This window comes from Pseudomonas mendocina, assembly GCF_003008615.1.
Taxonomy (GTDB): Bacteria; Pseudomonadota; Gammaproteobacteria; order Pseudomonadales; family Pseudomonadaceae; genus Aquipseudomonas; species Aquipseudomonas mendocina_C.
In genome coordinates, this window is the sequence record NZ_CP027657.1 from 4,290,317 (window position 1) to 4,311,988 (window position 21,672).

The 21,672-nt window shown below is 63.0% G+C and carries 25 protein-coding genes and 4 tRNA genes; 23 read left to right on the top strand and 6 right to left on the bottom strand.

Features of this window, described 5'->3' with window-relative positions; translation table 11 throughout:
* Positions 1 to 89: 89 nt before the first annotated feature.
* The 6 genes from C7A17_RS19960 to C7A17_RS19985 all read left to right on the top strand — a co-directional run bounded on the left by C7A17_RS19960 (position 90) and on the right by C7A17_RS19985 (position 2,304).
* A complete protein-coding gene (locus C7A17_RS19960) occupies positions 90 to 1,328 on the top strand; it encodes an aspartate kinase (protein ID WP_106739661.1) in 1,239 nt (412 codons plus the stop codon).
* A gap of 192 nt (positions 1,329 to 1,520) precedes the next feature.
* Positions 1,521 to 1,706 carry a carbon storage regulator CsrA gene (gene csrA, locus C7A17_RS19965; protein ID WP_003244478.1) on the top strand — a complete coding sequence of 62 codons (186 nt, stop codon included), beginning with the start codon at positions 1,521 to 1,523 and terminating at the stop codon, positions 1,704 to 1,706.
* Between the two features lie 61 nt (positions 1,707 to 1,767).
* Positions 1,768 to 1,858: transfer RNA gene (locus C7A17_RS19970), tRNA-Ser, on the top strand.
* A gap of 71 nt (positions 1,859 to 1,929) precedes the next feature.
* Positions 1,930 to 2,006, top strand: a tRNA-Arg gene (locus C7A17_RS19975).
* Between the two features lie 71 nt (positions 2,007 to 2,077).
* Positions 2,078 to 2,154: transfer RNA gene (locus tag C7A17_RS19980), tRNA-Arg, on the top strand.
* A gap of 73 nt (positions 2,155 to 2,227) precedes the next feature.
* Positions 2,228 to 2,304: transfer RNA gene (locus tag C7A17_RS19985), tRNA-Arg, on the top strand.
* A 44-nt stretch (positions 2,305 to 2,348) separates the two neighbouring features.
* Here C7A17_RS19985 and C7A17_RS19990 read toward each other — a convergent pair.
* The gene (locus C7A17_RS19990) at positions 2,349 to 2,846 is read right to left on the bottom strand and encodes a DUF4124 domain-containing protein (protein ID WP_106739662.1); all 498 of its coding nucleotides are present in this window, start codon (positions 2,844 to 2,846) and stop codon (positions 2,349 to 2,351) included.
* A gap of 322 nt (positions 2,847 to 3,168) precedes the next feature.
* Between C7A17_RS19990 and mgtE the strand changes: the two genes are divergently transcribed.
* The gene (gene mgtE / locus C7A17_RS19995) at positions 3,169 to 4,611 is read left to right on the top strand and encodes a magnesium transporter (RefSeq protein WP_106739663.1); all 1,443 of its coding nucleotides are present in this window, start codon (positions 3,169 to 3,171) and stop codon (positions 4,609 to 4,611) included.
* Positions 4,612 to 4,617: 6 nt separating this feature from the next.
* Here the strand turns inward: mgtE and C7A17_RS20000 are convergent, their stop codons facing one another.
* The 3 genes from C7A17_RS20000 to C7A17_RS20010 form a co-directional block, all read right to left on the bottom strand.
* On the bottom strand, positions 4,618 to 5,079 hold the full coding sequence (locus C7A17_RS20000; RefSeq protein ID WP_106739664.1) for a nuclear transport factor 2 family protein: 462 nt from the start codon (positions 5,077 to 5,079) through the stop codon (positions 4,618 to 4,620).
* Positions 5,080 to 5,105: 26 nt separating this feature from the next.
* On the bottom strand, positions 5,106 to 5,381 hold the full coding sequence (locus tag C7A17_RS20005) for an Atu4866 domain-containing protein (protein WP_234035967.1): 276 nt from the start codon (positions 5,379 to 5,381) through the stop codon (positions 5,106 to 5,108).
* A gap of 68 nt (positions 5,382 to 5,449) precedes the next feature.
* On the bottom strand, positions 5,450 to 6,172 hold the full coding sequence (locus tag C7A17_RS20010; protein ID WP_106739666.1) for an SDR family oxidoreductase: 723 nt from the start codon (positions 6,170 to 6,172) through the stop codon (positions 5,450 to 5,452).
* Positions 6,173 to 6,354: 182 nt separating this feature from the next.
* Here C7A17_RS20010 and C7A17_RS20015 point away from each other — a divergent pair, with 182 nt between their 5' ends.
* Complete coding sequence (locus tag C7A17_RS20015; protein WP_106743059.1) at positions 6,355 to 7,248, top strand: AraC family transcriptional regulator; 894 nt, start codon at positions 6,355 to 6,357, stop codon at positions 7,246 to 7,248.
* Positions 7,249 to 7,300: 52 nt separating this feature from the next.
* Here the strand turns inward: C7A17_RS20015 and C7A17_RS20020 are convergent, their stop codons facing one another.
* Positions 7,301 to 7,618, bottom strand: a complete 318-nt coding sequence (locus C7A17_RS20020; RefSeq protein WP_106739667.1) for an Arc family DNA-binding protein — start codon at positions 7,616 to 7,618, stop codon at positions 7,301 to 7,303.
* A gap of 393 nt (positions 7,619 to 8,011) precedes the next feature.
* On the opposite strand from C7A17_RS20020, the gene phnC reads away from it, so the two are divergent.
* From phnC to C7A17_RS20090, 14 genes are all read left to right on the top strand, one after another.
* Complete coding sequence (gene phnC, locus C7A17_RS20025) at positions 8,012 to 8,836, top strand: phosphonate ABC transporter ATP-binding protein (RefSeq protein ID WP_106739668.1); 825 nt, start codon at positions 8,012 to 8,014, stop codon at positions 8,834 to 8,836.
* Between the two features lie 50 nt (positions 8,837 to 8,886).
* Positions 8,887 to 9,888 carry a phosphonate ABC transporter substrate-binding protein gene (gene phnD / locus C7A17_RS20030; RefSeq protein ID WP_106739669.1) on the top strand — a complete coding sequence of 334 codons (1,002 nt, stop codon included), beginning with the start codon at positions 8,887 to 8,889 and terminating at the stop codon, positions 9,886 to 9,888.
* A gap of 82 nt (positions 9,889 to 9,970) precedes the next feature.
* Positions 9,971 to 10,762 (top strand): phosphonate ABC transporter, permease protein PhnE, encoded by a 792-nt coding sequence (gene phnE / locus C7A17_RS20035; RefSeq protein WP_106739670.1) that lies wholly within the window; start codon positions 9,971 to 9,973, stop codon positions 10,760 to 10,762.
* Positions 10,763 to 10,782: 20 nt separating this feature from the next.
* Positions 10,783 to 11,505, top strand: a complete 723-nt coding sequence (gene phnF / locus C7A17_RS20040; RefSeq protein WP_106739671.1) for a phosphonate metabolism transcriptional regulator PhnF — start codon at positions 10,783 to 10,785, stop codon at positions 11,503 to 11,505.
* A gap of 11 nt (positions 11,506 to 11,516) precedes the next feature.
* A complete protein-coding gene (phnG, locus tag C7A17_RS20045) occupies positions 11,517 to 11,966 on the top strand; it encodes a phosphonate C-P lyase system protein PhnG (protein ID WP_106739672.1) in 450 nt (149 codons plus the stop codon).
* The gene (phnH, locus tag C7A17_RS20050; protein WP_106739673.1) at positions 11,966 to 12,577 is read left to right on the top strand and encodes a phosphonate C-P lyase system protein PhnH; all 612 of its coding nucleotides are present in this window, start codon (positions 11,966 to 11,968) and stop codon (positions 12,575 to 12,577) included. The genes phnG and phnH overlap by 1 nt, the downstream gene beginning before the upstream one ends.
* Complete coding sequence (locus C7A17_RS20055; RefSeq protein ID WP_106739674.1) at positions 12,577 to 13,653, top strand: carbon-phosphorus lyase complex subunit; 1,077 nt, start codon at positions 12,577 to 12,579, stop codon at positions 13,651 to 13,653. The genes phnH and C7A17_RS20055 overlap by 1 nt, the downstream gene beginning before the upstream one ends.
* On the top strand, positions 13,653 to 14,522 hold the full coding sequence (locus C7A17_RS20060; protein ID WP_106739675.1) for an alpha-D-ribose 1-methylphosphonate 5-phosphate C-P-lyase PhnJ: 870 nt from the start codon (positions 13,653 to 13,655) through the stop codon (positions 14,520 to 14,522). Before C7A17_RS20055 ends, C7A17_RS20060 begins: the two co-directional genes overlap by 1 nt.
* Positions 14,519 to 15,328: a phosphonate C-P lyase system protein PhnK gene (gene phnK, locus C7A17_RS20065; protein WP_106739676.1), complete on the top strand. Its 810-nt coding sequence runs from the start codon at positions 14,519 to 14,521 to the stop codon at positions 15,326 to 15,328. Before C7A17_RS20060 ends, phnK begins: the two co-directional genes overlap by 4 nt.
* Before the next feature lie 181 nt (positions 15,329 to 15,509).
* The gene (gene phnL, locus C7A17_RS20070) at positions 15,510 to 16,226 is read left to right on the top strand and encodes a phosphonate C-P lyase system protein PhnL (protein ID WP_106739677.1); all 717 of its coding nucleotides are present in this window, start codon (positions 15,510 to 15,512) and stop codon (positions 16,224 to 16,226) included.
* Positions 16,216 to 17,361: an alpha-D-ribose 1-methylphosphonate 5-triphosphate diphosphatase gene (locus C7A17_RS20075; protein WP_106739678.1), complete on the top strand. Its 1,146-nt coding sequence runs from the start codon at positions 16,216 to 16,218 to the stop codon at positions 17,359 to 17,361. Before phnL ends, C7A17_RS20075 begins: the two co-directional genes overlap by 11 nt.
* A complete protein-coding gene (gene phnN / locus C7A17_RS20080; RefSeq protein ID WP_106739679.1) occupies positions 17,361 to 17,927 on the top strand; it encodes a phosphonate metabolism protein/1,5-bisphosphokinase (PRPP-forming) PhnN in 567 nt (188 codons plus the stop codon). The genes C7A17_RS20075 and phnN overlap by 1 nt, the downstream gene beginning before the upstream one ends.
* Positions 17,918 to 18,682 (top strand): phosphonate metabolism protein PhnP, encoded by a 765-nt coding sequence (gene phnP, locus C7A17_RS20085; RefSeq protein ID WP_106739680.1) that lies wholly within the window; start codon positions 17,918 to 17,920, stop codon positions 18,680 to 18,682. The genes phnN and phnP overlap by 10 nt, the downstream gene beginning before the upstream one ends.
* A gap of 83 nt (positions 18,683 to 18,765) precedes the next feature.
* A complete protein-coding gene (locus tag C7A17_RS20090; RefSeq protein ID WP_106739681.1) occupies positions 18,766 to 19,971 on the top strand; it encodes an MFS transporter in 1,206 nt (401 codons plus the stop codon).
* 207 nt (positions 19,972 to 20,178) lie between these two features.
* Here the strand turns inward: C7A17_RS20090 and C7A17_RS20095 are convergent, their stop codons facing one another.
* Entirely contained in the window at positions 20,179 to 20,712 is a 534-nt protein-coding gene (locus C7A17_RS20095; RefSeq protein WP_106739682.1) for an RNA polymerase factor sigma-70, read from the bottom strand.
* 249 nt (positions 20,713 to 20,961) lie between these two features.
* Here C7A17_RS20095 and C7A17_RS20100 point away from each other — a divergent pair, with 249 nt between their 5' ends.
* Positions 20,962 to 21,642, top strand: coding sequence for a thioesterase II family protein (locus C7A17_RS20100; protein WP_158704690.1), 681 nt, complete (start codon positions 20,962 to 20,964; stop codon positions 21,640 to 21,642).
* Positions 21,643 to 21,672: the final 30 nt, after the last annotated feature.

A 21,672-nucleotide genomic window follows, 5' to 3' on the forward strand; every position in this document is an offset into this window, starting at 1 on the left:
GGGGTCCGCAGTGCGTCCGGCGGGCCTTGGCAGTATGACCCGATGCGGGTTTAATGGGCGCCCTTCGAGGAATCAGGCGGCTTTTTGAAATGGCTTTGATCGTACAGAAGTTTGGGGGCACCTCCGTCGGCACCATCGAGCGCATTGCGCAGGTGGCCGATAAGGTGAAGAAGTTCCGCGATAATGGTGACGACATCGTCGTCGTGGTTTCCGCCATGAGCGGCGAGACCAACCGCCTGATCGATCTGGCCAAACAGATCACCGATGGCGAGCCGGTTGCGCGTGAGCTGGATGTCATGGTGTCCACCGGCGAGCAGGTGACCATTGCCCTGCTGGCCATGGCGCTGATCAAGCGTGGCGTGCCGGCGGTGTCTTACACCGGCAACCAGGTGCGCATCCTCACCGATAGCGCGCATAACAAGGCGCGCATTCTGCAGATCGATGACCAGAAGATTCGCGCTGAGCTCAAGGCCGGTCGTGTCGTTGTCGTCGCCGGTTTCCAGGGCGTCGATGAGCACGGCAGCATCACCACCCTCGGTCGTGGCGGCTCCGATACCACGGGCGTAGCCCTGGCGGCGGCGCTGAAAGCCGACGAGTGCCAGATCTATACCGATGTCGATGGCGTCTACACCACCGATCCGCGCGTTGTGCCCAAGGCTCAGCGCCTGGAAAAGATCACCTTCGAAGAGATGCTGGAAATGGCCAGCCTCGGTTCCAAGGTGCTGCAGATTCGCTCGGTGGAGTTCGCCGGCAAGTACAACGTCCCGCTGCGCGTTCTGCACAGCTTCCAGGAGGGGCCGGGCACCCTCATTACCCTTGATGAAGAGGAATCCATGGAACAGCCGATCATTTCCGGCATCGCTTTCAACCGCGACGAAGCCAAGCTGACCATCCGTGGGGTGCCGGATATCCCAGGCATCGCCTTCAAGATTCTCGGCCCGATCAGTGCCGCCAATATCGAAGTCGACATGATCGTGCAGAACGTGGCGCACGATAACACCACCGACTTCACCTTCACCGTGCACCGCAACGACTACAACAACGCCCTGGGCGTGCTGCAGAAAACCGCAGACGAGCTGGGCGCGCGTGAGGTGGTGGGTGACACCAACATCGCCAAGGTCTCCATCGTCGGCGTCGGCATGCGTTCGCATGCTGGCGTTGCCAGTCGCATGTTCGAAGCGCTGGCCAAAGAGGGCATCAATATCCAGATGATCTCCACTTCGGAAATCAAGGTGTCGGTGGTCATCGAAGAGAAGTATCTGGAGTTGGCGGTTCGCGCTCTGCATACTGCTTTCGAGCTCGATGCTCCGTCCCGACAGGGCGAGTGATACCCTTATCCCGAAAGGCGCGGCTGGTTCCGCGCCTTTCGTCTTTTTGATCGGCACGCGGGGACTTTCTTTCTACGCTGGCTGGTCAATACTTGGGTGAGGCTTTCAGCGCTGCTTGATTTCGCTGTAGGTCATCGCCATTTTCTTTTTTGCAGACTGTTGTCCTGAAATGTAATCCGTGAGGAGAAAGGAATGCTGATTCTGACTCGCCGGGTCGGAGAGACCCTGATGGTCGGTGATGATGTGACTGTCACCGTGTTGGGCGTTAAAGGTAATCAGGTGCGCATTGGCGTTAACGCGCCCAAGGAGGTTGCCGTGCACCGTGAGGAAATCTACCAGCGCATCCAGAAAGAGAAGGGTGACGAACCAAGCCACTAATTTTTCTCGAAATTTTGGTTTGCAAACGGGGAAAACATGTTTATCATGCGCCCCGTGTTGCGGAGAGGTGGCCGAGTGGCCGAAGGCGCTCCCCTGCTAAGGGAGTACACCTCAAAAGGGTGTCGGGGGTTCGAATCCCCCCTTCTCCGCCATTATTCAGCGAGTTGGGCGAAAGCCGAGCTGGCGAATCAACCAGAGGTGATCTGGTATAAAAGCACCGACCGGACTCATAGCTCAGCTGGATAGAGTACTCGGCTACGAACCGAGCGGTCGGAGGTTCGAATCCTCCTGAGTCCGCCATATTGAATGGCTTGCATCGCTGCAAGCCATTTTGTTTCAACCAGTGGTGATCTGGTCTAAAAGCGCCAAACGGACTCATAGCTCAGCTGGATAGAGTACTCGGCTACGAACCGAGCGGTCGGAGGTTCGAATCCTCCTGAGTCCGCCATATCGAGTGGCACTGCAGCAATGCAAGGTCATGATGTTGCAACCAGCGGTGATCTGGTCTAAAAACGCCAAACGGACTCATAGCTCAGCTGGATAGAGTACTCGGCTACGAACCGAGCGGTCGGAGGTTCGAATCCTCCTGAGTCCGCCATACCGAAAGGGCCTGCAGCGATGCAGGCCCTTTTTATTTGCCCGTCATTTGCCTTTCACGCAGCCGGCTTCGTCGAAGCTGACTTGGCGACTGCTGCCGCCTTTGCGCTTTTCGCGGTAGTGATAGCGCTGCTGACCGTTGCTTGCCGTGACTCTGTCCGGCTTGCCCAGGCTGCTTTCCACATCGGCACGGCTCATGCCGCGGCGGATTTCCTTGCGGATGATTGCCTGGCGTCTCTCGCTGCTGGTCAGCAGGTTACCGCAGCCGTCTTCCTGCTGGCCGACGATCACCAGTTCGCCAGGATTAGTCGTTGTGCCACTCGTGCGGCGGCTGGTGTCGGCCAGGGGAATGGCTTTCCCGCTACTGGGGCTGTGATTGCGTGCATCCTGCAGGTGTTGTTCCTGCTCGCTGTTGCAACCATGGCGGGTGAAGGTGATATGGCCGTCTGCGTCCACGCAGCGGAACACGCTGGCGGCCGAGCTGTCTTGAATAGGGTAGAGAAGCGCAGCGGCGAATAGCGCTGCGAAGTGCCGTCCTTGCATGAATCGTCCTCCATGACGTTGCAGGGTTCAGGTTAGACCGTTTTTTCGCGCTCGCCAGGGTGTCCTGGCGTCGATAGCTGGCGTCGCATAGCCAAGGTTTAATGCGAGATTGAAGTTTGCGACGCAAGCAATTGTTCTTGCCACGCTTTTGTCACGTACAAAGCTGTTTTGCGGTGTTATCATTCGCCGCGTCAGCCCCGCCGGGGCTTGTGGAATACCACCATGGACTTACCCAGTAGTTACTCAATACTCCCATCGCACAATCGTGTAAGACCTGATTGATCCCCTTTGGCGTGCCCGCCAACTGGGGGTGGAGCGCGCTATGACTGAAGTAGAAACCAAAAAGCCGCAAGAGAGCCTGCAGGATCGCCTGGCCCAGGTGGTCGAACTGCTGCATCGGCACAAGCTGGTCGAAGACCTGACCCATCGTCAGGAAGGCCAGCATCATGACCGGGTCGAGAACCTGGTTCACCGGCAGAACCTCGCCGAGCTGCAGCGCAAGCTCGAAGACCTGCACCCCGCTGATATCGCCCACATCCTCGAAGCCTTGCCGCTCGATGAGCGTCTGACCGTTTGGCAGTTGGTCAAGGCCGAGCGTGACGGCGACATCCTGCTGGAAGTTTCCGACTCGGTGCGTGAAACGCTGATCGCCGACATGGACGATCACGAGATTCTTGCGGCTGCCAAGGATCTGGATGCCGACGAACTTGCTGACCTAGCCCCTGAGTTGCCACGTGACGTCGTCCACGAGCTGATGGAATCGCTCGATGCGCAGCAGCGCGAGCGTGTGCGTTCGGTGCTGTCGTACGAAGAGGATCAGGTCGGTGCGCTGATGGACTTCGAGATGGTCACCATCCGTGAAGACGTCAGCCTGGAAGTAGTGCTGCGGTATCTGCGTCGGCTGAAAGAGCTGCCAGGCCATACCGACAAGCTGTTCGTGGTCGACTACGACGGCGTGCTCAAGGGCGTGCTGCCGATCAAGCGCCTGCTGGTCAACGACCCCGAGAAGCAAGTCGGCGAGGTCATGGCTGATGATCCGGTGAGCTTCCACCCGGATGAGGACGGCTACGATGCTGCCCAGGCTTTCGAGCGTTACGACCTGATTTCCGCTCCGGTGGTGGACAAGAACGGCAAGCTGATCGGCCGTCTGACCATCGACGAGATGGTCGACCTGATCCGTGAAGAAAGCGAAAGCGAAGTGCTGAACATGGCGGGTCTGCGCGAGGAGGAAGATATCTTCGCCTCGGTGTGGAAGTCGGTTCGCAACCGTTGGGCCTGGTTGGCGATCAACCTGGTGACTGCTTTCCTGGCGTCGCGTGTGATCGGCCTGTTCGAGGGCTCGATCGAGAAGCTGGTGGCGCTGGCGGCGCTGATGCCCATCGTTGCGGGCATCGGTGGCAACTCGGGTAACCAGACCATCACCATGATTGTGCGCGCCATGGCGCTGGATCAGGTCAGTACCGGTAACACCGCGCGGCTGGTGCGCAAGGAGCTGGGTGTTTCCCTGATCAACGGCATCCTCTGGGGTGGCGTGATTGGTGGGGTGGCCTATTACCTGTACGACAGCTGGTCGCTGGGCGTGGTGATGACCGCGGCAATGACGCTCAACCTGTTGCTGGCAGCACTGATGGGGGTGTTGATCCCCATGACCCTGGCGCGCCTGGGGCGTGACCCGGCCATGGGGGCCAGCGTGATGATCACCGCGATGACCGACAGCGGTGGCTTCTTCATCTTCCTGGGCTTGGCGTCGATCTTCCTGCTGTAAGTCGGGTCAGTTCATCAGTTCGACCAGGCGCCAGGTATCGAGAAAGGCCGTGACGCGTGTGATCCGGCCGTTCTCCAGCTGCATGTGCCAGGAATAACTGTTCTCGTAGCGGCTGCCGTCCTTGGCAGTCGCCTGGCCATCCCAAAACACGGCGACATGGGGCCCCTGTGCCACGATCTGGCGAACGGTGGGCACGATGGGGGTCGCCAGTTTGTCGGTAATGGGCTTGACCGCATCCTCCATGAAGGCTTCGCGCGTGCGGTAGGTTCCCGAGACCGGGCTGTTGCCGGCTACGACCCAGACGGCATCGTCGGCGAGCAACTGAAAGATACCGCCCTGGCCGGCGCGCCAGTCATCGAAGGCCTTCTGGATCAGGGCTGAATTGGCTTCGGTGCCGTCACTCGCCCAGCTTGGTAGGCAGATCGAGGCGCTGAGCAGCAGCGCAGCGGCGACTCTGTGCATGTTCATAGGCTTTTTCCTCGGCTGATGGGGCGTCATTGTTCGTCAGTGGTGCGGTTTTGTCGGCGCAGCACCATGCCGCCGTGGTAGAGCACGTCGTCGATGAATTCACCGTCGGCGGTGAAGCCCGTGTCATCGACATAGTCGATATGGTTGCCGGTGAGGCGGTAGCTGCCTTGGTAGGCACTTTCCCTATTCCCACGGGCCTCGTCGTAGCGCCCATTGGCAAGTAGCTCATGGCGGACGTGACCATCGTCCGTTATCCACATCCCAACGTAGGGATGTGGGTTCTTCGTTTTTGCCATGGCCATCTCTGGCGACAGCAGGCCGCTGATCAGCAGCGCTGCAACAGTGGTCTTCGCTGACATGGTGGTCTCCATCAATACGGGCTGGCGGTTGGGCGCACGATCAGCTCGCTGACGTCGACGTCATCAGGCTGCTCAATGGCATAGGCGACGGCCCTGGCGATGGCATCAGGCGTGATGGCAACGCGGCGGAAGGCTTTCATCGCCTCGCGAGCACTGGTGTCGGAGATGCTGTCGGCAAGTTCCGACTCGACCACGCCCGGGCAGACAGTGGTGACGCGGATGCGCTCGTTTTCCTGGCGCAGTCCCTCGGAAATCGCCCACACGGCGTATTTGGTCGCGCAGTACACCGCTGCGGTGGGCGACACCGCATGAGCGCCGATGGAGGCAATATTGATCACCTGGCCGCGTCCACGGCTTTCCATGCCTGGCAGAACGGCCGCGATGCCATGCAGCACGCCGCGTATGTTGACGTCGATCATGCGGTTCCACTCATCCACTTTCAGCGCGTTGAGCGGTGACAGGGGCATCACACCTGCGTTGTTGATGATCACGTCGGCCGGGCCGTAGCGATCCTCGGCGAAGGCGACGAAGGCCTGCATGTCGTCCAGACGAGTCACGTCCAGTTCACGGAAGGCTGCACTGAGGCCTTCGGCCTGAAGTTCTTCGGTCAGCTTTTGTAGGCGCTCGGTGCGGCGTGCGCCGAGCACGACCTTGTGGCCCTGTTTCGCCAGGTGAATGGCAATGGCTTCCCCGATGCCGCTGCTGGCTCCGGTGATGAGTATGACTTTGCTCATATGAACTCCTGCTTGGATGTCTTGGGGACGAGTCCATGCTAGGCGGAGCAGGGGTGTTCGCTAAGTCTGGTTACTCTTTCGATATTGCCTGTTTCTATTGAATGAGTCCTAGAATGTGGGCTCTATCGGGTTCTGGATGATTGACGACGATGAGTGTGATTCCCGAAGCGTCGCATCGGCGCATGGTTGAATTGTTGAAGCGCCTGGCGCCAGAGGAGGGCTATACCCGATCCGGTCTCGATGGCGTGACTTTCATGCGCAGCAATCGGGCGCTACCCAGCACCCCGGCTTTGTACGAGCCGAGTATCGTGATCGTCATTCAGGGGCGAAAGACGGGGCTGCATGGCGGCAAGCTGTACGTGTATGACGCCCAGCATTATCTGGTGCTATCGGTGCCATTGCCGTTCACCATCGAGACCGAGGCGAGCGAGCAGGAGCCCATGCTGGGCTTGGCCTTGCGTATCGACCAGCCCGTGGTGGCCGAGTTGGCGATGGGGTTGGACGAGTCGGTTGGCTCGCTGCCCTCGGAGTTGGAGCCGCTCTGCTCGACAGCGGTGGACGCCAAGCTGGCGGATGCGACCTGGCGTCTGCTGGAGGCGTTGAGTTCGCCGGAGGAGGCGCGCTTGCTTGGGCCGTCGATCATGCGCGAGATCGTCTTTCGGGTTCTGGTGGGAGAGCAGGGGGCAGGGCTACGTGCAAGTCTGGCTCAGGGCGGACACTTCGGGCGAATCGCCCGTGTGCTGCAGCGCATTCACGGCGATTACCAGGCAGATCTGGATGTGCCGACCCTGGCCGATATGGCCAGCATGAGCGTGCCGGCCTTTCATGTGCACTTCAAGGCGGTGACCTCGTCATCGCCGTTGCAGTACCTCAAGGCCGTGCGATTGCACCAAGCACGGCTGCTGATGATTCGGGAGGGCGCCAGTGCGCTCAGTGCTTCCCAGTGGGTGGGTTACGAGAGCCCGTCGCAGTTCAGTCGCGAGTTCAAGCGCCTGTTCGGGCGCTCACCCGTACATGAAACGCGGCACCTGAAGGCACTGCTGTCCATGGCGCCGGCGGTGGACGTCGCCTCCTGATGCAGCCAACGAAAAGACCGGCCAGGGGCCGGTCTTGTCTTTAGGGCTCGCCTCAGGCCTCTTCGGCGGCCATTTCCACGTCGTGAGCGATCAGTGCAACCAGCGCGTTTTGCTGGCGGCGTGAAAGCTGACGAAAGCGTTGCAGCAATTCGCGTTCGTGCAGACTCAGCTCGGGGCTGTCGAGGCGAATGTTGAGATCGTCATCCAGAGCGCCTTCCTGAAGCATGCTTTGCTCCAGGCGGGCGATGATTTCCGAATTCATGCTGCGGTGATGGTTGCGTGCTACATCAGCGATACGCTCACGCATGCCATCGGGCAAGCGAACAACGAATTTGTCAGCCGTGCGGCTGGAATAGATAGCCTGTTTCATAGGGCGCTTACATTACCGGTTAGTTCAGGGAGCGATACTGGTAGTCAGTTTCAAGATTGTCACCGGTTTGACCGTCTTTCGCACTAGCCGTTCAACCGGTATCGCGTTCTGCGTCGTTATGACCCTGGGGTCATCTGAACAGTTCCTTGACGCCAAATACGTGGCACATTGTGCTTCAGGTAAAGGCTTTATGCCAGCACCGGCTGTCAGAAATGCGCAGTACTCAGCATTAAGCCCTCCGTTTCGACGCCACTACACACAAAAGATTCAAGTGATAGTCACTCAAACGTAACGACCATTTCACAGCTCTGACACAGGATCTGCCTACCTTGGTCTACACCAGAAGGCGGTCGAGCTGCCCTCTGTTCATTGATGATAGTAGAGGGCCAGCATATGAGCGCAGCGATTCGAGTCGACCGACTGAACAAGAGCTTCGGCCGTAAACAGGCGCTGTTCGACCTGGCGCTGTCGGTGCAATCGGGCGAGATGGTCGCGCTGATCGGTGCTTCGGGCTCGGGCAAGTCGACGTTGCTGCGGCATCTGGCAGGTCTGGCACGCGGTGACGCGGGCAGCATCGAGGTACTGGGGCGTCAGGTGCAGGCTGATGGCCGCTTGAATGGCGATGTGCGTCGGCAGCGTGCCGACATTGGTTACATCTTCCAGCAGTTCAACCTGGTTGGCCGCCTAAGCGTGCTGCAGAACGTGCTGCTCGGTGGCCTGGGCCGCATGCCGCGCTGGCGCGGCAGTTTCAGCCTGTTCAGCGTCGAAGAGAAACAGCGTGCCATGCAGGCGCTGGAGCGGGTCGGACTAGCCGAGTTCGCTGCGCAACGTGCCTCGACTCTTTCCGGCGGACAGCAACAGCGCGTCGCCATCGCCCGTGCGCTGTGCCAGCAGGCCGAGGTGATTCTCGCTGACGAACCGATCGCCTCGCTCGACCCGGAGTCGGCGCGCAAGGTGATGGAGATTCTCGCCGACATCAACCGCCGCGACGGCAAGACGGTGGTGGTGACCCTGCATCAAGTCGATTACGCGGTGCGCTATTGCCAGCGCGCTGTGGCGCTCAAGAACGGGCGCATTCACTTCGACGGCCCGACCGAAGGCTTCAACCCCGATTTCCTCAATGACCTCTACGGCGGCGATCTCGATATCAGCCTGCTGCTGCCGCAAGGGCAGCGCCCACGGGCTGTAGAGCGTCCGCTGACGCTGGCCAAGGCCTGACGTCCCTCAGATTCGAACCCTAACGCCAACCCGCAACAGGAGTGTGCTCCATGTTCAAACGCATCGGCCAGGTGCTGGCTGCCTCTGCGCTCGTCACCGGTTCCCTGCTGGGCTCGGTTCATGCGACCGAGGAACTCAACTTCGGCATCATTTCCACCGAGTCCTCGCAGAACCTCAAGGCCATGTGGGATCCCTTCCTCGCTGACATGAGCAAGCAGACCGGCGTGAAGATCAACGCCTTCTTCGCCCCGGACTATGCCGGAATCATCCAGGGCATGCGTTTCGACAAGGTCGATGTGGCCTGGTACGGCAACAAGTCGGCAATGGAAGCAGTGGATCGCGCTGGTGGTGAGATCTTCGCCCAGACCGTGGCGGCCAATGGTGCGCAGGGTTACTACAGCCTGCTGGTAGCGCACAAGGACAGCCCGATCGACTCGGTCGAGGACATGCTCAAGAACGCCAAGTCGCTGACCTTCGCCAACGGTGACCCGAACTCCACTTCCGGTTACCTGGTGCCCGGCTACTACGTGTTCGCCCAGAACAACGTCGATGCCGGCAAGATCTTCAAGCGTTCGCTCAACGGCAGCCATGAAGTCAACGCGCTGTCGGTGGCCAACAAGCAGGTCGACGTCGGTACCTTCAACAGCGAGGGCATGGAGCGCCTGGAAGTCACCGCGCCGGACAAGGCCGCACAGCTCAAGGTGATCTGGACTTCGCCGCTGATTCCGTCCGACCCCATCGTCTGGCGCAAGAACCTGCCGCAGGAAACCCGCGACAAGCTGCGCGACTTCTTCATGAGCTACGGCGCCAAGCCAGAAGAGAAGAAGGTGCTCGAAGGCCTGCAATGGGGTCAGTTCAAGCAGTCCGACAACGATCAGTTGCTGCCGATCCGTCAGCTCGAACTGTTCAAGAAACGCACTGAAGTGGCCAACAACGCCACGCTCAAGGACGCCGACAAGCAGGCGCAACTCAAGTCGCTGGACGCCGAGCTGGCCAAGCTGGAACAGCGCATGGCCGAGCGTGAGAAGCAAAACGGCGCCAGCGCTGGTTGAGCCTCGGAGCCGCCCCGCGAAAGTGGGGCGGTTCTCGAGAAGCTCGCCGCTGAAGCGCCTCCCACAGGAGCGAGAGTTACCCATGACCACACTGACCACCGCCACCCCGGTCGCCGAGGGCAAGCGCAGCTGGCTGCAACTGATCGGCTGGGGCCTGTTCCTCGCCGTGCTCGCCTGGTCCTGGCAGGGCGCGGAAATGAACCCGCTGGCGCTGGTGCGCGATGCCGGCAACATGGCCACCTTCGCTGCCGACTTCTTCCCGCCGGATTTCAGCAACTGGCAGCACTACCTCAAGGAGATGGTGACCACCGTACAGATCGCCCTCTGGGGCACGGTGCTGGCCATCGTTTGCGCCATTCCGCTGGGCATCCTCTGTTCCGAGAACATCGTGCCCTGGTGGGTGTACCAGCCGGTACGCCGGGTGATGGATGCCTGCCGTTCGATCAACGAAATGGTCTTCGCCATGCTCTTCGTCGTCGCTGTCGGACTTGGCCCCTTCGCCGGCGTGCTGGCGCTGTTCATCAGCACCACCGGGGTGCTGGCCAAGCTCTTCGCCGAGGCGGTCGAGGCCATTGACCCAGGCCCGGTCGAAGGCGTACGCGCTACCGGTGCCAGTGCTCTGCAGGAAGTGATCTTCGGCGTCATCCCGCAGGTTCTGCCGCTGTGGATTTCCTACTCGCTGTACCGCTTCGAGTCCAACGTGCGTTCGGCCACGGTGGTCGGCATGGTCGGCGCCGGCGGTATCGGCGTGATCCTCTGGGAAGCGATTCGTGGCTTCCAGTTCGCCCAGACCTGCGCGCTGCTGATCGTGATCATCCTGGTGGTGAGTGCCATCGACATCCTGTCCCAGCGCTTGCGCAAGCTCTTTATCTGAAGGAGAGGGAGGGCGCCTGCGTGCGCCCTTTTCAAACGATGAACTTGTCTAGACAAAGCGAACCGCTGTACCGCGAACTGGCCGCCGTGTTGCGTGAAGACGTGCAGCACATGAGCCCAGGCGACTACCTGCCAGGCGAGATGCAACTGGCCGCGCGCTTTTCCGTCAACCGCCACACCCTGCGTCGCGCCGTCGACGAGCTGGTGCTCGAAGGCCGTCTGCTGCGCCGCCAGGGCAAGGGCACCCAGGTGCTGGCCAAGCCGCTGGTGTATCCGGTGGAGGCGGGCAGTGCCTTCAGTCAGTCGCTGTCGGCGCTTGGCCACCGCGTCGAGGCGCAGCTGCTCGAGCGCCTGCGCCGCAGCGGCAGCAGCGAGGAGTGCCGACATCTGCAACTGCCCGATGGCAGCGAACTGGTCGAACTGGCCACCCTGCGCCTGCTCGACGGCCAGCCGCTGAGCCTGATCCGTCACCGTTTCTGCGCCAGCCTGGCACCGCTGCTGGCCGACTACCGGGGCGGTTCGCTGCGCCAGTACCTGGGCGAGCGCGACCTGCCGCTGGCGCGCACCTTCAGCCTGATCGGTGCACGCCTGCCTAGCCGCGAGGAGGCTGCGCACCTGCTGATGCCGCGTCATGCGCCGCTGCTCAGCGTGCTCACGCTGTCCCGTGATCCCGCCGGTCGTGCCGTGGAACTGGCGCAATCCAGCAGCCGAGCCGACCGCTTCCAGTACCAGGTCGCGACCTGATGGAGACCCGCATGAACCACCAAGACCCGAATACCACCGCGCGTCAGCGCTGGATGGGCGTGCTGGCCCGTGCCGGCCAGGCGCTCGATGCCCACGAGGCGGCGTTGAAAGACAGCGCCTATCAACTGATCCGTGCCCCCGAGGTGGGCATGACCCTGGTGCGTGGGCGCATGGGCGGCAACGGCAGCGCCTTCAACCTCGGCGAAATGACCGTCACCCGCTGCGTGGTACGCCTGGCTGACGGCCGCACCGGCTACAGCTACCTGGCCGGACGTGACAAGCGCCGCGCCGAACTGGCGGCGCTGGCCGATGCCCACCTGCAGGGCAGCGACCAGGCGCGCTGGCTCAGCGATCTGATCGACCCCCTGGCCCGTCAGCAGCGCGAGCAGCGCCTGGCCCGGGCCGCCCGTACCGCCACCACTCAGGTGGAGTTCTTCACCCTGGTCAGAGGAGAGGATTGATGACTACGTCGCACAGCTCGCACTGGCTGCAACCGGCCTTCGACGATCCGGTGCTGGATGCCCAGGTCAGCTTCCGAGCGGCCCTCGGTGCGCTGGCCGAACCGGGATTGCCGCGCGCCATGGATCGCGCCCATGCATTGGGTGAGCTGGCACCGGCCACCTATGGCCTGTGCCTGGCCTTCCTCGACAGTGATACGCCGCTGTGGCTGGCGCCGCGCTTCGATACGCCGCTGATTCGCGCCAACCTGGCGTTCCACTGTGGTTGTCCGATCGTCGCCGAGCGCGAGATCGCCCTGTTCGCCCTGCTGGATGAGCGCGAGTTGAGCGATCTGTCGGACTTCGACAACGGCAGCGAACGCTACCCGGATCAGTCCTGCACGCTGCTGATTCAGCTCGCCGATCTGCACGCCGGCGCCCCGCTGCGTTGGCGTGGGCCGGGCATCAAGGACGTGCGCAGCGTCAACCTGCCGTTGCCGGCGTCGTTCTGGCAGCAGCGCCTGGCGCGTAGTGCCTTTCCCCGTGGCCTGGATTGTTTCTTCGCCGCAGGCGGCGAGGTGATCGGCCTGCCACGCAGCACCCGCGTGCTGATCGAAACCGAGGAGGCTGCCTGATGTACGTCGCCGTCAAGGGTGGCGAACGCGCCATCGACAATGCCCATCAACTGCTGGCCAGCCGTCGCCGTGGCGATACCGCCATCGACGAGCTGGGCGTACAGCAGGTGCGTCAGCAACTGCCGCTGGCCGTGGCCCGCGTCATGAGCGAGGGTTCGCTGTACGACGAGGAACTGGCTGCGCTGGCGATCAAGCAGGCGGCTGGCGACCTGATGGAGGCCATCTTCCTGCTGCGCGCCTACCGCACCACGTTGCCGCGTTTCGGCGTCAGCGAGCCGCTGGACAGCACGCAGATGCAACTGGAGCGGCGCATTTCAGCCACCTTCAAGGATTTGCCCGGTGGCCAACTGCTCGGCCCGACCTTCGACTACACCCACCGTCTGCTGGATTTCACCTTGCTGGCCGAGGGCGAGTACCCGGCGCCGGAAGTGGCCGTTACCGACGAGCCCAAGCCCTGTCCGCGGGTGCTGGACTTTCTTGCCGACGAGGGCCTGATGGCCCGCGAGCAGGACGACGGTGCACCGGTGCCTGACATCACCCGCGAGCCGCTGGCCTTTCCCGCCAGCCGCGCCGAGCGCCTGCAGGCATTGGCCCGGGGGGACGAAGGCTTTCTCCTGGCGCTCGGCTATTCCACCCAGCGCGGCTACGGTCGCAACCACCCGTTCGCCGGGGAGATCCGTATCGGCACCGTCGAGGTATGGATGACGCCTGCCGAACTGGGTTTCGCCGTGCCGCTGGGCGATATCGAAATCACCGAATGCGAGATGGTCAACCAGTTCGTCGGGGAAAGCGCCGAGCAGGCGCAGTTCACCCGTGGCTATGGCCTGGCCTTCGGTTACGCCGAGCGCAAGGCCATGGGCATGGCCCTGGTCGACCGCGCGCTGCGTGCCGGCGAGTACGGCGAAGAGGTACAGGGGCCGGCGCAGGAGGAGGAATTCGTGCTGATGCACTGCGACAACGTCGAGGCTGCCGGCTTCGTCTCGCACCTCAAGTTGCCGCATTACGTCGACTTCCAGGCCGAACTGGAACTGATCCGCAAGCTGCGCCGCCAGGCGTCGGCAGAGGAGAACCGCTGATGAACGCTTCCACCGCAAGTGGCGCCCGCGTGGCGTCGGCCTACAACTTCGCCTACCTCGACGAACAGACCAAACGCATGATCCGCCGTGGCCTGCTCAAGGCCGTGGCGATCCCCGGCTACCAGGTGCCTTTCGGCGGTCGCGAAATGCCGCTGCCCTATGGCTGGGGCACCGGCGGTATGCAGCTGACAGCCGCCATTCTTGGTGCGGATGACGTGCTCAAGGTGATCGACCAGGGCGCCGATGACACCACCAATGCGGTGTCGATCCGCCGCTTCTTCGCCCGCACCGCTGGTGTCGCCACCACCGAGCGCACGGTGGAGGCCAGCGTGATCCAGACCCGCCACCGCATTCCGGAAACGCCGCTTTCGGCCGGGCAGATCATGGTCTATCAGGTACCTATCCCTGAGCCGCTGCGTTTCATCGAACCGTCCGAGAGCGAGACGCGCACCATGCACGCGCTGGAAGACTACGGCGTGATGCACGTGAAGCTGTACGAGGACATCGCCACCTTCGGCCATATCGCTACCGCCTACGCCTACCCGGTGACGGTGGACGAGCGCTACGTGATGGATCCGTCGCCGATCCCCAAGTTCGACAACCCCAAGCTGGACATGAGCCCGGCGCTGATGCTGTTCGGTGCCGGTCGCGAGAAGCGCCTGTACGCGGTGCCGCCCTTTACTCAGGTGGTCAGCCTGGACTTCGAGGATCACCCCTTTGCTGCGCAGCAGTGGGACGAATGCTGCGCTTTCTGTGGCAGCACCGAGTCCTTCCTTGACGAGCTGATCGTCGACGACGTCGGCAGCAAGCGCTACGTCTGCTCCGACACCGACTACTGCCGCCAGCGCACCGAGGAGAACCTGCAATGAGCGCCGCCGAACGTCTGCAACCTGTTGTGGCAGTGGCCGAGCCGCTGTTCTCGGTGCGTGATCTGACCCGCCTGTACGGCCCGGAGAAGGGCTGCCAGGGCGTGAGTTTCGACCTCTATCCGGGGGAGGTGCTGGGCATCGTCGGCGAGTCGGGCTCGGGCAAGTCCACCTTGCTCAGCCTGCTCTCCGGCCGTTGCCCGCCGGATCGCGGCAGCGTGCGTTATCGCGGTCGTGACGGCCAGTGGCTCGACCTCTACAGCGCCAGCGAGGCCGAACGACGCACGCTGCTGCGCACCGAATGGGGCTTCGTCGAGCAGAACCCGCGTGATGGCCTGCGCATGGCGGTCTCGGCCGGCGCCAACATCGGCGAGCGGCTGATGGCCCAGGGCGTGCGCCACTACGGTGAACTGCGTGCCGCCGGGCTCGACTGGCTGAGCCAGGTGGAGATCGACCCGGCACGTATCGATGATCTGCCGCGCACCTTCTCCGGTGGCATGCAGCAGCGCCTGCAGATCGCCCGCAACCTGGTGTCCTCGCCGCGCCTGGTGTTCATGGACGAGCCGACTGGCGGGCTGGACGTGTCGGTGCAGGCGCGCCTGCTCGATCTGCTGCGCGGCCTGGTGCGTGAGTTGGATCTGGCCGTGGTGATCGTCACCCATGACCTGGCGGTGGCGCGCCTGCTGGCCGATCGGCTGATGGTGATGCGCCGCTCGCGCGTGGTGGAGGCGGGGCTGACGGATCAGATTCTCGACGATCCGCAGCATCCCTATTCGCAACTGTTGGTGTCGTCGGTGCTGCAGCCATGACTGAGAGCTGCACGCTTGCGCATGACGCGGGATGTAGGGCGGGTGTAACCCGCCACGGCAATGGCGGGTTACACCCGTCCTACGGCCTGCAACCGTCAATCCGCAGCCCGGATGAAATCCGGGACGCCCGTGCCCGTCACCGCCGGATTGCATCCGGGCTACGACAGCAATCGAGGTGTATATGAACAACCTGATCGAGGTCAGCAGCCTCAGCAAGACCTTCACCCTGCACCAGCAGAACGGCGTCGTCCTGCAGGTGCTGCGTGATCTGAACTTCAGCGTGCGTGGGGGCGAGTGCCTGGTGCTGCACGGCAAGTCCGGCGCCGGCAAGTCGACCCTGCTGCGCACCCTGTACGGCAACTACTTGGCCGCCGGCGGCAGCATTCGTATCCGTCATCAGGGCAACGCCGTTGAGCTGGTCGGTGCTCAGCCGCGCCAGGTGCTGGAGGTGCGGCGGCAGAGTCTGGGTTACGTCAGCCAGTTCTTGCGGGTGATCCCGCGGGTCTCGACCCTGGACGTGGTGATGGAGCCGGCGCTGTCACGCGGTTGGACGCGTAGCGACGCCGAGGCGCGGGCCAAGGCATTGCTGGCGCGGCTGAACATTCCCGAGGCGCTCTGGCAACTGGCGCCGGGCACCTTCTCCGGCGGTGAGCAGCAGCGCGTCAACATTGCCCGCGGCTTCATGGTCGAGTGGCCGGTGCTGCTGCTGGACGAGCCCACTGCCTCGCTGGACGAAGCCAACCGCCAGGTGGTGCTGGCGCTGATCAACGAAGCCAAGGCCGCTGACAGTGCGCTGATCGGCATCTTCCATGACCGCATCGCCCGCGAGGCGGTGGCCGACCGTTACCTCGACATGAGCGCCGAGGCGGCGCAAGCGGAGTACGTCTATGTCGTCTGAACAGATTCTCAGCAATGCCCGCGTCGTCACTGCCGAGCGCGAGTTTCTCGGCATGTTGCTGCTGCGTGACGGCCTGATCGCCGCGGTGGACGAGGGCGCCAGCCGCCTGCCGCAGGCCCAGGATCTGGGAGGTGATTACCTGCTACCAGGGTTGGTGGAGTTGCACACCGACAACCTGGAAAAGCACATGAGTCCCAGGCCGGGGGTCGATTGGCCGTCGGCGTCGGCGGTGCTCACCCATGATGCGCAGATCGTCGCCGCCGGCATCACCACGGTGTTCGATGCGTTGTCCATCGGTGACATCAACCCGCGTGGCCGGCGCATGCAGCAACTGCCGGCGATGATCGAGGCCATCGCCGCCAGCGAGGCAGCCGGGCAGACCCGTGCTGAGCACCGCCTGCATCTGCGCTGCGAGCTGTGCCATCCCGATGCGCTGACGATCTACCGCGACCTGGTGGAGCACCCGCTGGTGGCGCTGGTGTCGGTGATGGATCACTCGCCCGGCCAGCGCCAGTTCGCCAAGGTGGAGAAGTACCGCGAGTACTACATGGGCAAGTACCACCTGAGCCCGGCGGAGATGGAGGAGTTTCTCCAGGAACAGATCGCCAACTCGCGCCAGTACAGCGACTACCAGCGCCGTGTCATCGTCGAGGACTGCCACAGCCGGGGCATCTCGGTGGCCAGCCATGATGACGCGACCCTGGCCCACGTGCAGGAGTCGGCCGGCTTCGGCATGGCCATCGCCGAGTTCCCCACCACCCTGGAGGCGGCCAGGGCCAGTCACGAACTGGGTCTGAAAGTACTGATGGGCGCGCCCAATGTGGTGCGCGGTGGTTCGCACTCGGGCAATATCGCCGCCGCCGAACTGGCGCGTCACGGCGTGCTGGATATCCTCTCCAGTGACTACTACCCGGCCAGCCTGTTGCATGCGGCCTGGCTGCTCGCCGGGCAGGACAACGACTATGATTTGCCTGCGGCCATCGCCACCGTGAGCCGCGCACCGGCCAGGGCGGCGGGGATGGACGATCGCGGCGAGATTCGCGTCGGGCTGCGGGCCGACCTGGTGCAGGCCAGGGCGCATGGCGAGCAGCCGGTGATCCAGCAGGTGTGGCGCCAAGCACGAAGGGTGTTCTGATGCAGGGCAGGTTGATCTATCTGATGGGGCCTTCGGGCTCGGGCAAGGACAGCCTGTTGCAAGCCGCGCGTGCGCCGCTGGAGGCGCACGGCTGTCGTTTCGCCCGACGGGTGATCACCCGCAGCGCCGAATCGATGGGGGAAGATGCGCTGGGTGTGACCCCGGCCGAGTTCGAGCGCCTGGAGGGCGAGGGCGCCTTCGCCCTGAGCTGGCGCGCCAATGGCTTGGCCTATGGCATCCCGCGCGAGATCGATGAGTGGCTGAACGCCGGGCAGGATGTGCTGATCAACGGTTCGCGCGGTCATCTCGAAGCTGCGCGCCAGCGCTATCCGGATTTGTTGGCGATTCTTCTGCAGGTCGACGAGGCGGTGCTGCGCCAGCGCCTGCTGGCCCGTGGCCGGGAAACACCGGAGCAGATCGAGCAGCGTCTGGCCCGCAGTCGTCGCTTGAGCGTAGCCGGCACGGCGGCCGAAACGAGCCTCATCACCCTGGACAACTCCGGCCCGCTGCAGCAGACCGTGAATCGTCTGCTGCAGCTGCTGGACGAGACCCGCCGATGCGCCTGACCCTGCTTGGCACCGGCGATGCCCGCCAGGTGCCGGTCTATAACTGCAGCTGCCCGGCCTGCGATGCGGCGCGCGTCTATCCGGCACGGCGCCGTGGCCCCTGCTGCGCACTGATCGAGTGCGGCACTCAGCGCTGGCTAATCGACAGCGGCCTGACCGACCTTGCCGAGCGCTTCCCGCCGCACAGCCTCAGCGGCATCCTGCAGACCCACTACCACGCCGACCATGCCCAGGGCCTGTTGCACCTGCGCTGGGGCCATGGCCTGATCATCCCCGTGCATGGTCCGTATGACCCGGAGGGCCTTGCCGATCTGTACAAGCATCCGGGCATCCTCGACTTCAGCCGGCCGTTCGCCGCCTTCGAGCGCCGCCAGTTGGGTGAGCTGAGCGTTACCGCGTTGCCGCTGATGCATTCCAAGCCGACTTTCGGGTACTTGTTTGAAGAGCAAGGGTTCGAAGGGCAGGGCAGGCGCATCGCCTACCTCACCGATACCGTTGGCGTACCCGAGGCCAGTTGCGCGGAGTTGGAGCATGCGCCGCTGGATCTGCTGGTACTCGACTGCTCCACCGCGCCGCAGGCGGTGGCGCCGCGCAACCACAACGACCTGACTCGTGCGCTGGAGGTGATCAAGCGCTTGCAACCGAAACAATCAGCGTTGACCCATATCGGTCATGCCTTCGATGCCTGGTTGCTGGAGCATCCCGAAGCCTTGCCACCTGGTGTAAGCCTGGCCAGCGATGGCCTGGTGCTTTGAACTGTATGTAACCAAAGGTTTCCGATTCACGCGGCTTTGCCGTTACAGTGCAAGGCCTTCTGACTTTTTGCCGTAAGAAAAGCATGAACGCTCGCCGCATTACCCTGTTGCTGTGTACGGCCGAAACCCTGGGCATGGCCGGCTTTGCCTTGTTCGCCGCGTTGCTGCCGCAGTTCCAGGCGCTCTGGGGGTTGAGCAATACCGAGGCTGGCTGGATCGGCGGCGGCTTCTTTCTCGGCTACATGCTGGCCGTGCCGGTACTCACCGGCCTGACCGACCGTCACGATGCCCGGTTGATCTACCTGGCGGCCATGCTGCTGACGGCTGTGGCCAGTGCCGGTTTCGTCTTCGCTGACGGTTTCTGGTCGGCGCTGCTCTGGCGTGTGCTCGCCGGCATCGGCCTGGCGGGCACCTACATGCCGGGGCTCAAGGCCCTGTCCGAGCGCATCGACGGTGCTTCGCAGTCGCGGGCAATCGCCTTCTATACCGCCAGTTTCGGCCTGGGCACGGCGTTGTCCTTCACCTTGTCTGGTGAGCTGGCCAAGCTCGGCGGCTGGCAACTGCCGGCATTGCTCAGCGGTGCTTGCGCGCTGCTGGCCTGGGCGCTGGTGTACTGGGGCCTTGCGTCAAAGCCGGTGGTCGCCCACGCACCGCGCAATCTGCTGGATCTGGCGCCGCTGAAAAGCCGTGCAGTGCTGGCGTACTGCCTGGCCTACGCGATGCACAATCTGGAACTGTTCGCCCTGCGTGCCTGGCTGGTGGCTTTCGTGGTGTTCTCCGGGCATCTGCAAGGCGTCGATCCCTGGTTGTCCGGCACCTGGGTGGCGATGCTGGCGACCCTGATCGGCATGCCGTCGAGCATTCTTGGCAATGAGCTGGCGCTGCGTTTTGGGCGCCAGCGCTGGTTGATCGGCGTGATGCTCAGCTCCGCGGTACTGGCTGCCGTGGTCGGCCTGGGTGCGGCGCTGCCATTCTGGGTGATGCTGGTGCTGATTCTGATCTACGCGGTGACCGTGACTGCCGACTCCGCATCGCTGACCGCCGGGCTGGTCAGCGTGGCTCCGGCCAGCCATCGTGGCGCGGCGATGGCGCTGTACTCCTGCACCGGTTTTACCGGTGCCTTTCTCGGCCCGCTGCTGTTCGGCATGACCCTCGACATGCTGGGCGATCAGCAGTTGCTCGGCTGGTGGGCGGCGTTCGCCTTGATGGGCCTGCTGCTGACCTTGGGTCCGCTTGCCCTGTGGTGGGCGGGCAAGGCCCGTTCCGGGGCGAATCCTGCTTCGGTGTAGCGCTATCAGGCTGACTGCTATGGCGGCCTGATCTTCCGGCTCAGAGCCATTGTTCCTTGTTTGCTGGCCTTAATTTTCCTGGGCTTCGTTCGTTCCTAGGGAATGCATTCGCTCGAAACACGGCAAACCCAAAAGACTCCAGCTGTCGGGCACCGAGTGCGCCCGAAAGGACGAGGGGTGTGCCTCCTGCGTCCTTTCGGGCGGTTTTCAGAGGTTCTGGGCGGTAGCGGTCTTACGGCAGTGCACCAGGGCGTCGCGAATCATGAAGTTGACCAGGGTGGGCGATACGCCGAGTTCCTTGGCGATGTCTTTCTGCGGTACGCCGTGCAGGCGGTACATCTCGAAGGCGTAGCGAGTGCGCGCAGGCAGGTCATTCAGGGCGTTGTCGAGGGTGGCCAGGGCGTGCTGGTTGATGTGGGTGTTTTCGGGGGAAGCGCTGGGGTTGGGTACGTTGAGGCCTTCCTCTTCGCTGCCGCTGTAGCGCAGTTCCATGGCTTGCCTGCGGTAGTGATCGATGGCCAGGTTGCGGACGATCTGGAACAGGTAACTGAGCTGGGCCTTGAGTGAGGACTGTATCTGCGGGGCGTTATGCAGCCTGAAGAAGGCGTCCTGAACGACATCTTCGGCTCGGGAGTGACAGCCGGTGATGCGGGCTGCGGTCTTGACCAGGAGGGTTCGGTTGTTGACGAAGGCCTGAAGCAGGGGTGAGTGGCACGTACTTGTGAGGGTTTGTTCCGGCATGGAAATCACCTTGCGTCTGGTGAAGGTGGATGAGGAGGTCACACATCCGGAAACAAAGTATTAGTAGTGATAATGATTGTCAATCTCGTTTGCGTCTTTCTGTGATTTACCTCTTGTGGCCACCGTCGCGCCTAATTATTCCCGCCTCCGATCCGTCCTCTAGTCGATACCCAGCCCTTCCGGGGTCTCGTAGAGGATCAAGCCGATGTATTTCAGATGGTCGATTTGCCGACGCCGGGAGCGCTGCGAGTGAGTGCCCTGCAGTTGTTCTGTGTGCCTCATGCGTGGGGGAGTGCTGCGTTCTATCGGCGCTGGAGCGAGTCGCTGCCGGAATGGATTCAGGTACGGCCGCTGGAGCTGCCCCCGAGCGGTAGCCCTGCCGCTGGCGGGCAGCAATCGGATATCGGCCTGCTCGTTAGGCAGTTGGCTGGCGTATTTGGCAATGGCGAGCAGCAGCCCTATGTTCTGTTCGGTCACGGCCTCGGTGGTCTGGTGGCCTACGAGCTGGCTCATTGGATGCGCCAGCACGGTGCGCCCGAGCCGCTTGCCCTGTTCGTGTCCGGGGTGGTGGCTCCGTCACGCTGTGATCGGCGCTGCGTTGGTGAGGCGTGCACGGACACCTGGCTGTACGAGCCCGGCGAAGGCGATGCGCTCACCCTGTCTGCCGATCAGTCAGGTGGCTACCGCTACCGCCAGCGCCCCCCGCTGCGTGCCTCCGTCCATGTGCTGGGCAGGAAGCTGGGCGAGATCAGGGTGGACGCGCTGCTCGAATGGCAGCGGGAAACCTGTGGCGACTTCTCGCTGGACTTGCTGGAAAGACACCACTTTTTCATCCAGCAGCAGGAGGCGCGAACCCTGCGCCTGGTGTGCCGCCACAGCGAGCGCCACCTGCGCTGCTGGAGCCTTGAGAGGCGGCGAGCCGCTGGCTGAGCCGCTCTCCTATCACCGGTATTCCCCTTT

Coding starts and splice junctions, on each gene's coding strand:
- C7A17_RS20090 (WP_106739681.1), top strand. CDS start 18,766: ATGAACGCTCGCCGCATTACCCTGTTGCTGTGTACGGCCGAAACCCTG.
- C7A17_RS19990 (WP_106739662.1), bottom strand. CDS start 2,846: ATGCAAGGACGGCACTTCGCAGCGCTATTCGCCGCTGCGCTTCTCTAC.
- phnN (WP_106739679.1), top strand. CDS start 17,361: ATGCAGGGCAGGTTGATCTATCTGATGGGGCCTTCGGGCTCGGGCAAG.
- mgtE (WP_106739663.1), top strand. CDS start 3,169: ATGACTGAAGTAGAAACCAAAAAGCCGCAAGAGAGCCTGCAGGATCGC.
- C7A17_RS20055 (WP_106739674.1), top strand. CDS start 12,577: ATGTACGTCGCCGTCAAGGGTGGCGAACGCGCCATCGACAATGCCCAT.
- C7A17_RS20095 (WP_106739682.1), bottom strand. CDS start 20,712: ATGCCGGAACAAACCCTCACAAGTACGTGCCACTCACCCCTGCTTCAG.
- C7A17_RS20075 (WP_106739678.1), top strand. CDS start 16,216: ATGTCGTCTGAACAGATTCTCAGCAATGCCCGCGTCGTCACTGCCGAG.
- phnD (WP_106739669.1), top strand. CDS start 8,887: ATGTTCAAACGCATCGGCCAGGTGCTGGCTGCCTCTGCGCTCGTCACC.
- phnL (WP_106739677.1), top strand. CDS start 15,510: ATGAACAACCTGATCGAGGTCAGCAGCCTCAGCAAGACCTTCACCCTG.
- C7A17_RS20015 (WP_106743059.1), top strand. CDS start 6,355: ATGGTTGAATTGTTGAAGCGCCTGGCGCCAGAGGAGGGCTATACCCGA.
- phnK (WP_106739676.1), top strand. CDS start 14,519: ATGAGCGCCGCCGAACGTCTGCAACCTGTTGTGGCAGTGGCCGAGCCG.
- csrA (WP_003244478.1), top strand. CDS start 1,521: ATGCTGATTCTGACTCGCCGGGTCGGAGAGACCCTGATGGTCGGTGAT.
- C7A17_RS20005 (WP_234035967.1), bottom strand. CDS start 5,381: ATGGCCATGGCAAAAACGAAGAACCCACATCCCTACGTTGGGATGTGG.
- C7A17_RS20010 (WP_106739666.1), bottom strand. CDS start 6,172: ATGAGCAAAGTCATACTCATCACCGGAGCCAGCAGCGGCATCGGGGAA.
- phnH (WP_106739673.1), top strand. CDS start 11,966: ATGACTACGTCGCACAGCTCGCACTGGCTGCAACCGGCCTTCGACGAT.
- phnC (WP_106739668.1), top strand. CDS start 8,012: ATGAGCGCAGCGATTCGAGTCGACCGACTGAACAAGAGCTTCGGCCGT.
- C7A17_RS20000 (WP_106739664.1), bottom strand. CDS start 5,079: ATGAACATGCACAGAGTCGCCGCTGCGCTGCTGCTCAGCGCCTCGATC.
- phnP (WP_106739680.1), top strand. CDS start 17,918: ATGCGCCTGACCCTGCTTGGCACCGGCGATGCCCGCCAGGTGCCGGTC.
- phnG (WP_106739672.1), top strand. CDS start 11,517: ATGAACCACCAAGACCCGAATACCACCGCGCGTCAGCGCTGGATGGGC.
- C7A17_RS20060 (WP_106739675.1), top strand. CDS start 13,653: ATGAACGCTTCCACCGCAAGTGGCGCCCGCGTGGCGTCGGCCTACAAC.
- C7A17_RS19960 (WP_106739661.1), top strand. CDS start 90: ATGGCTTTGATCGTACAGAAGTTTGGGGGCACCTCCGTCGGCACCATC.
- C7A17_RS20020 (WP_106739667.1), bottom strand. CDS start 7,618: ATGAAACAGGCTATCTATTCCAGCCGCACGGCTGACAAATTCGTTGTT.
- phnE (WP_106739670.1), top strand. CDS start 9,971: ATGACCACACTGACCACCGCCACCCCGGTCGCCGAGGGCAAGCGCAGC.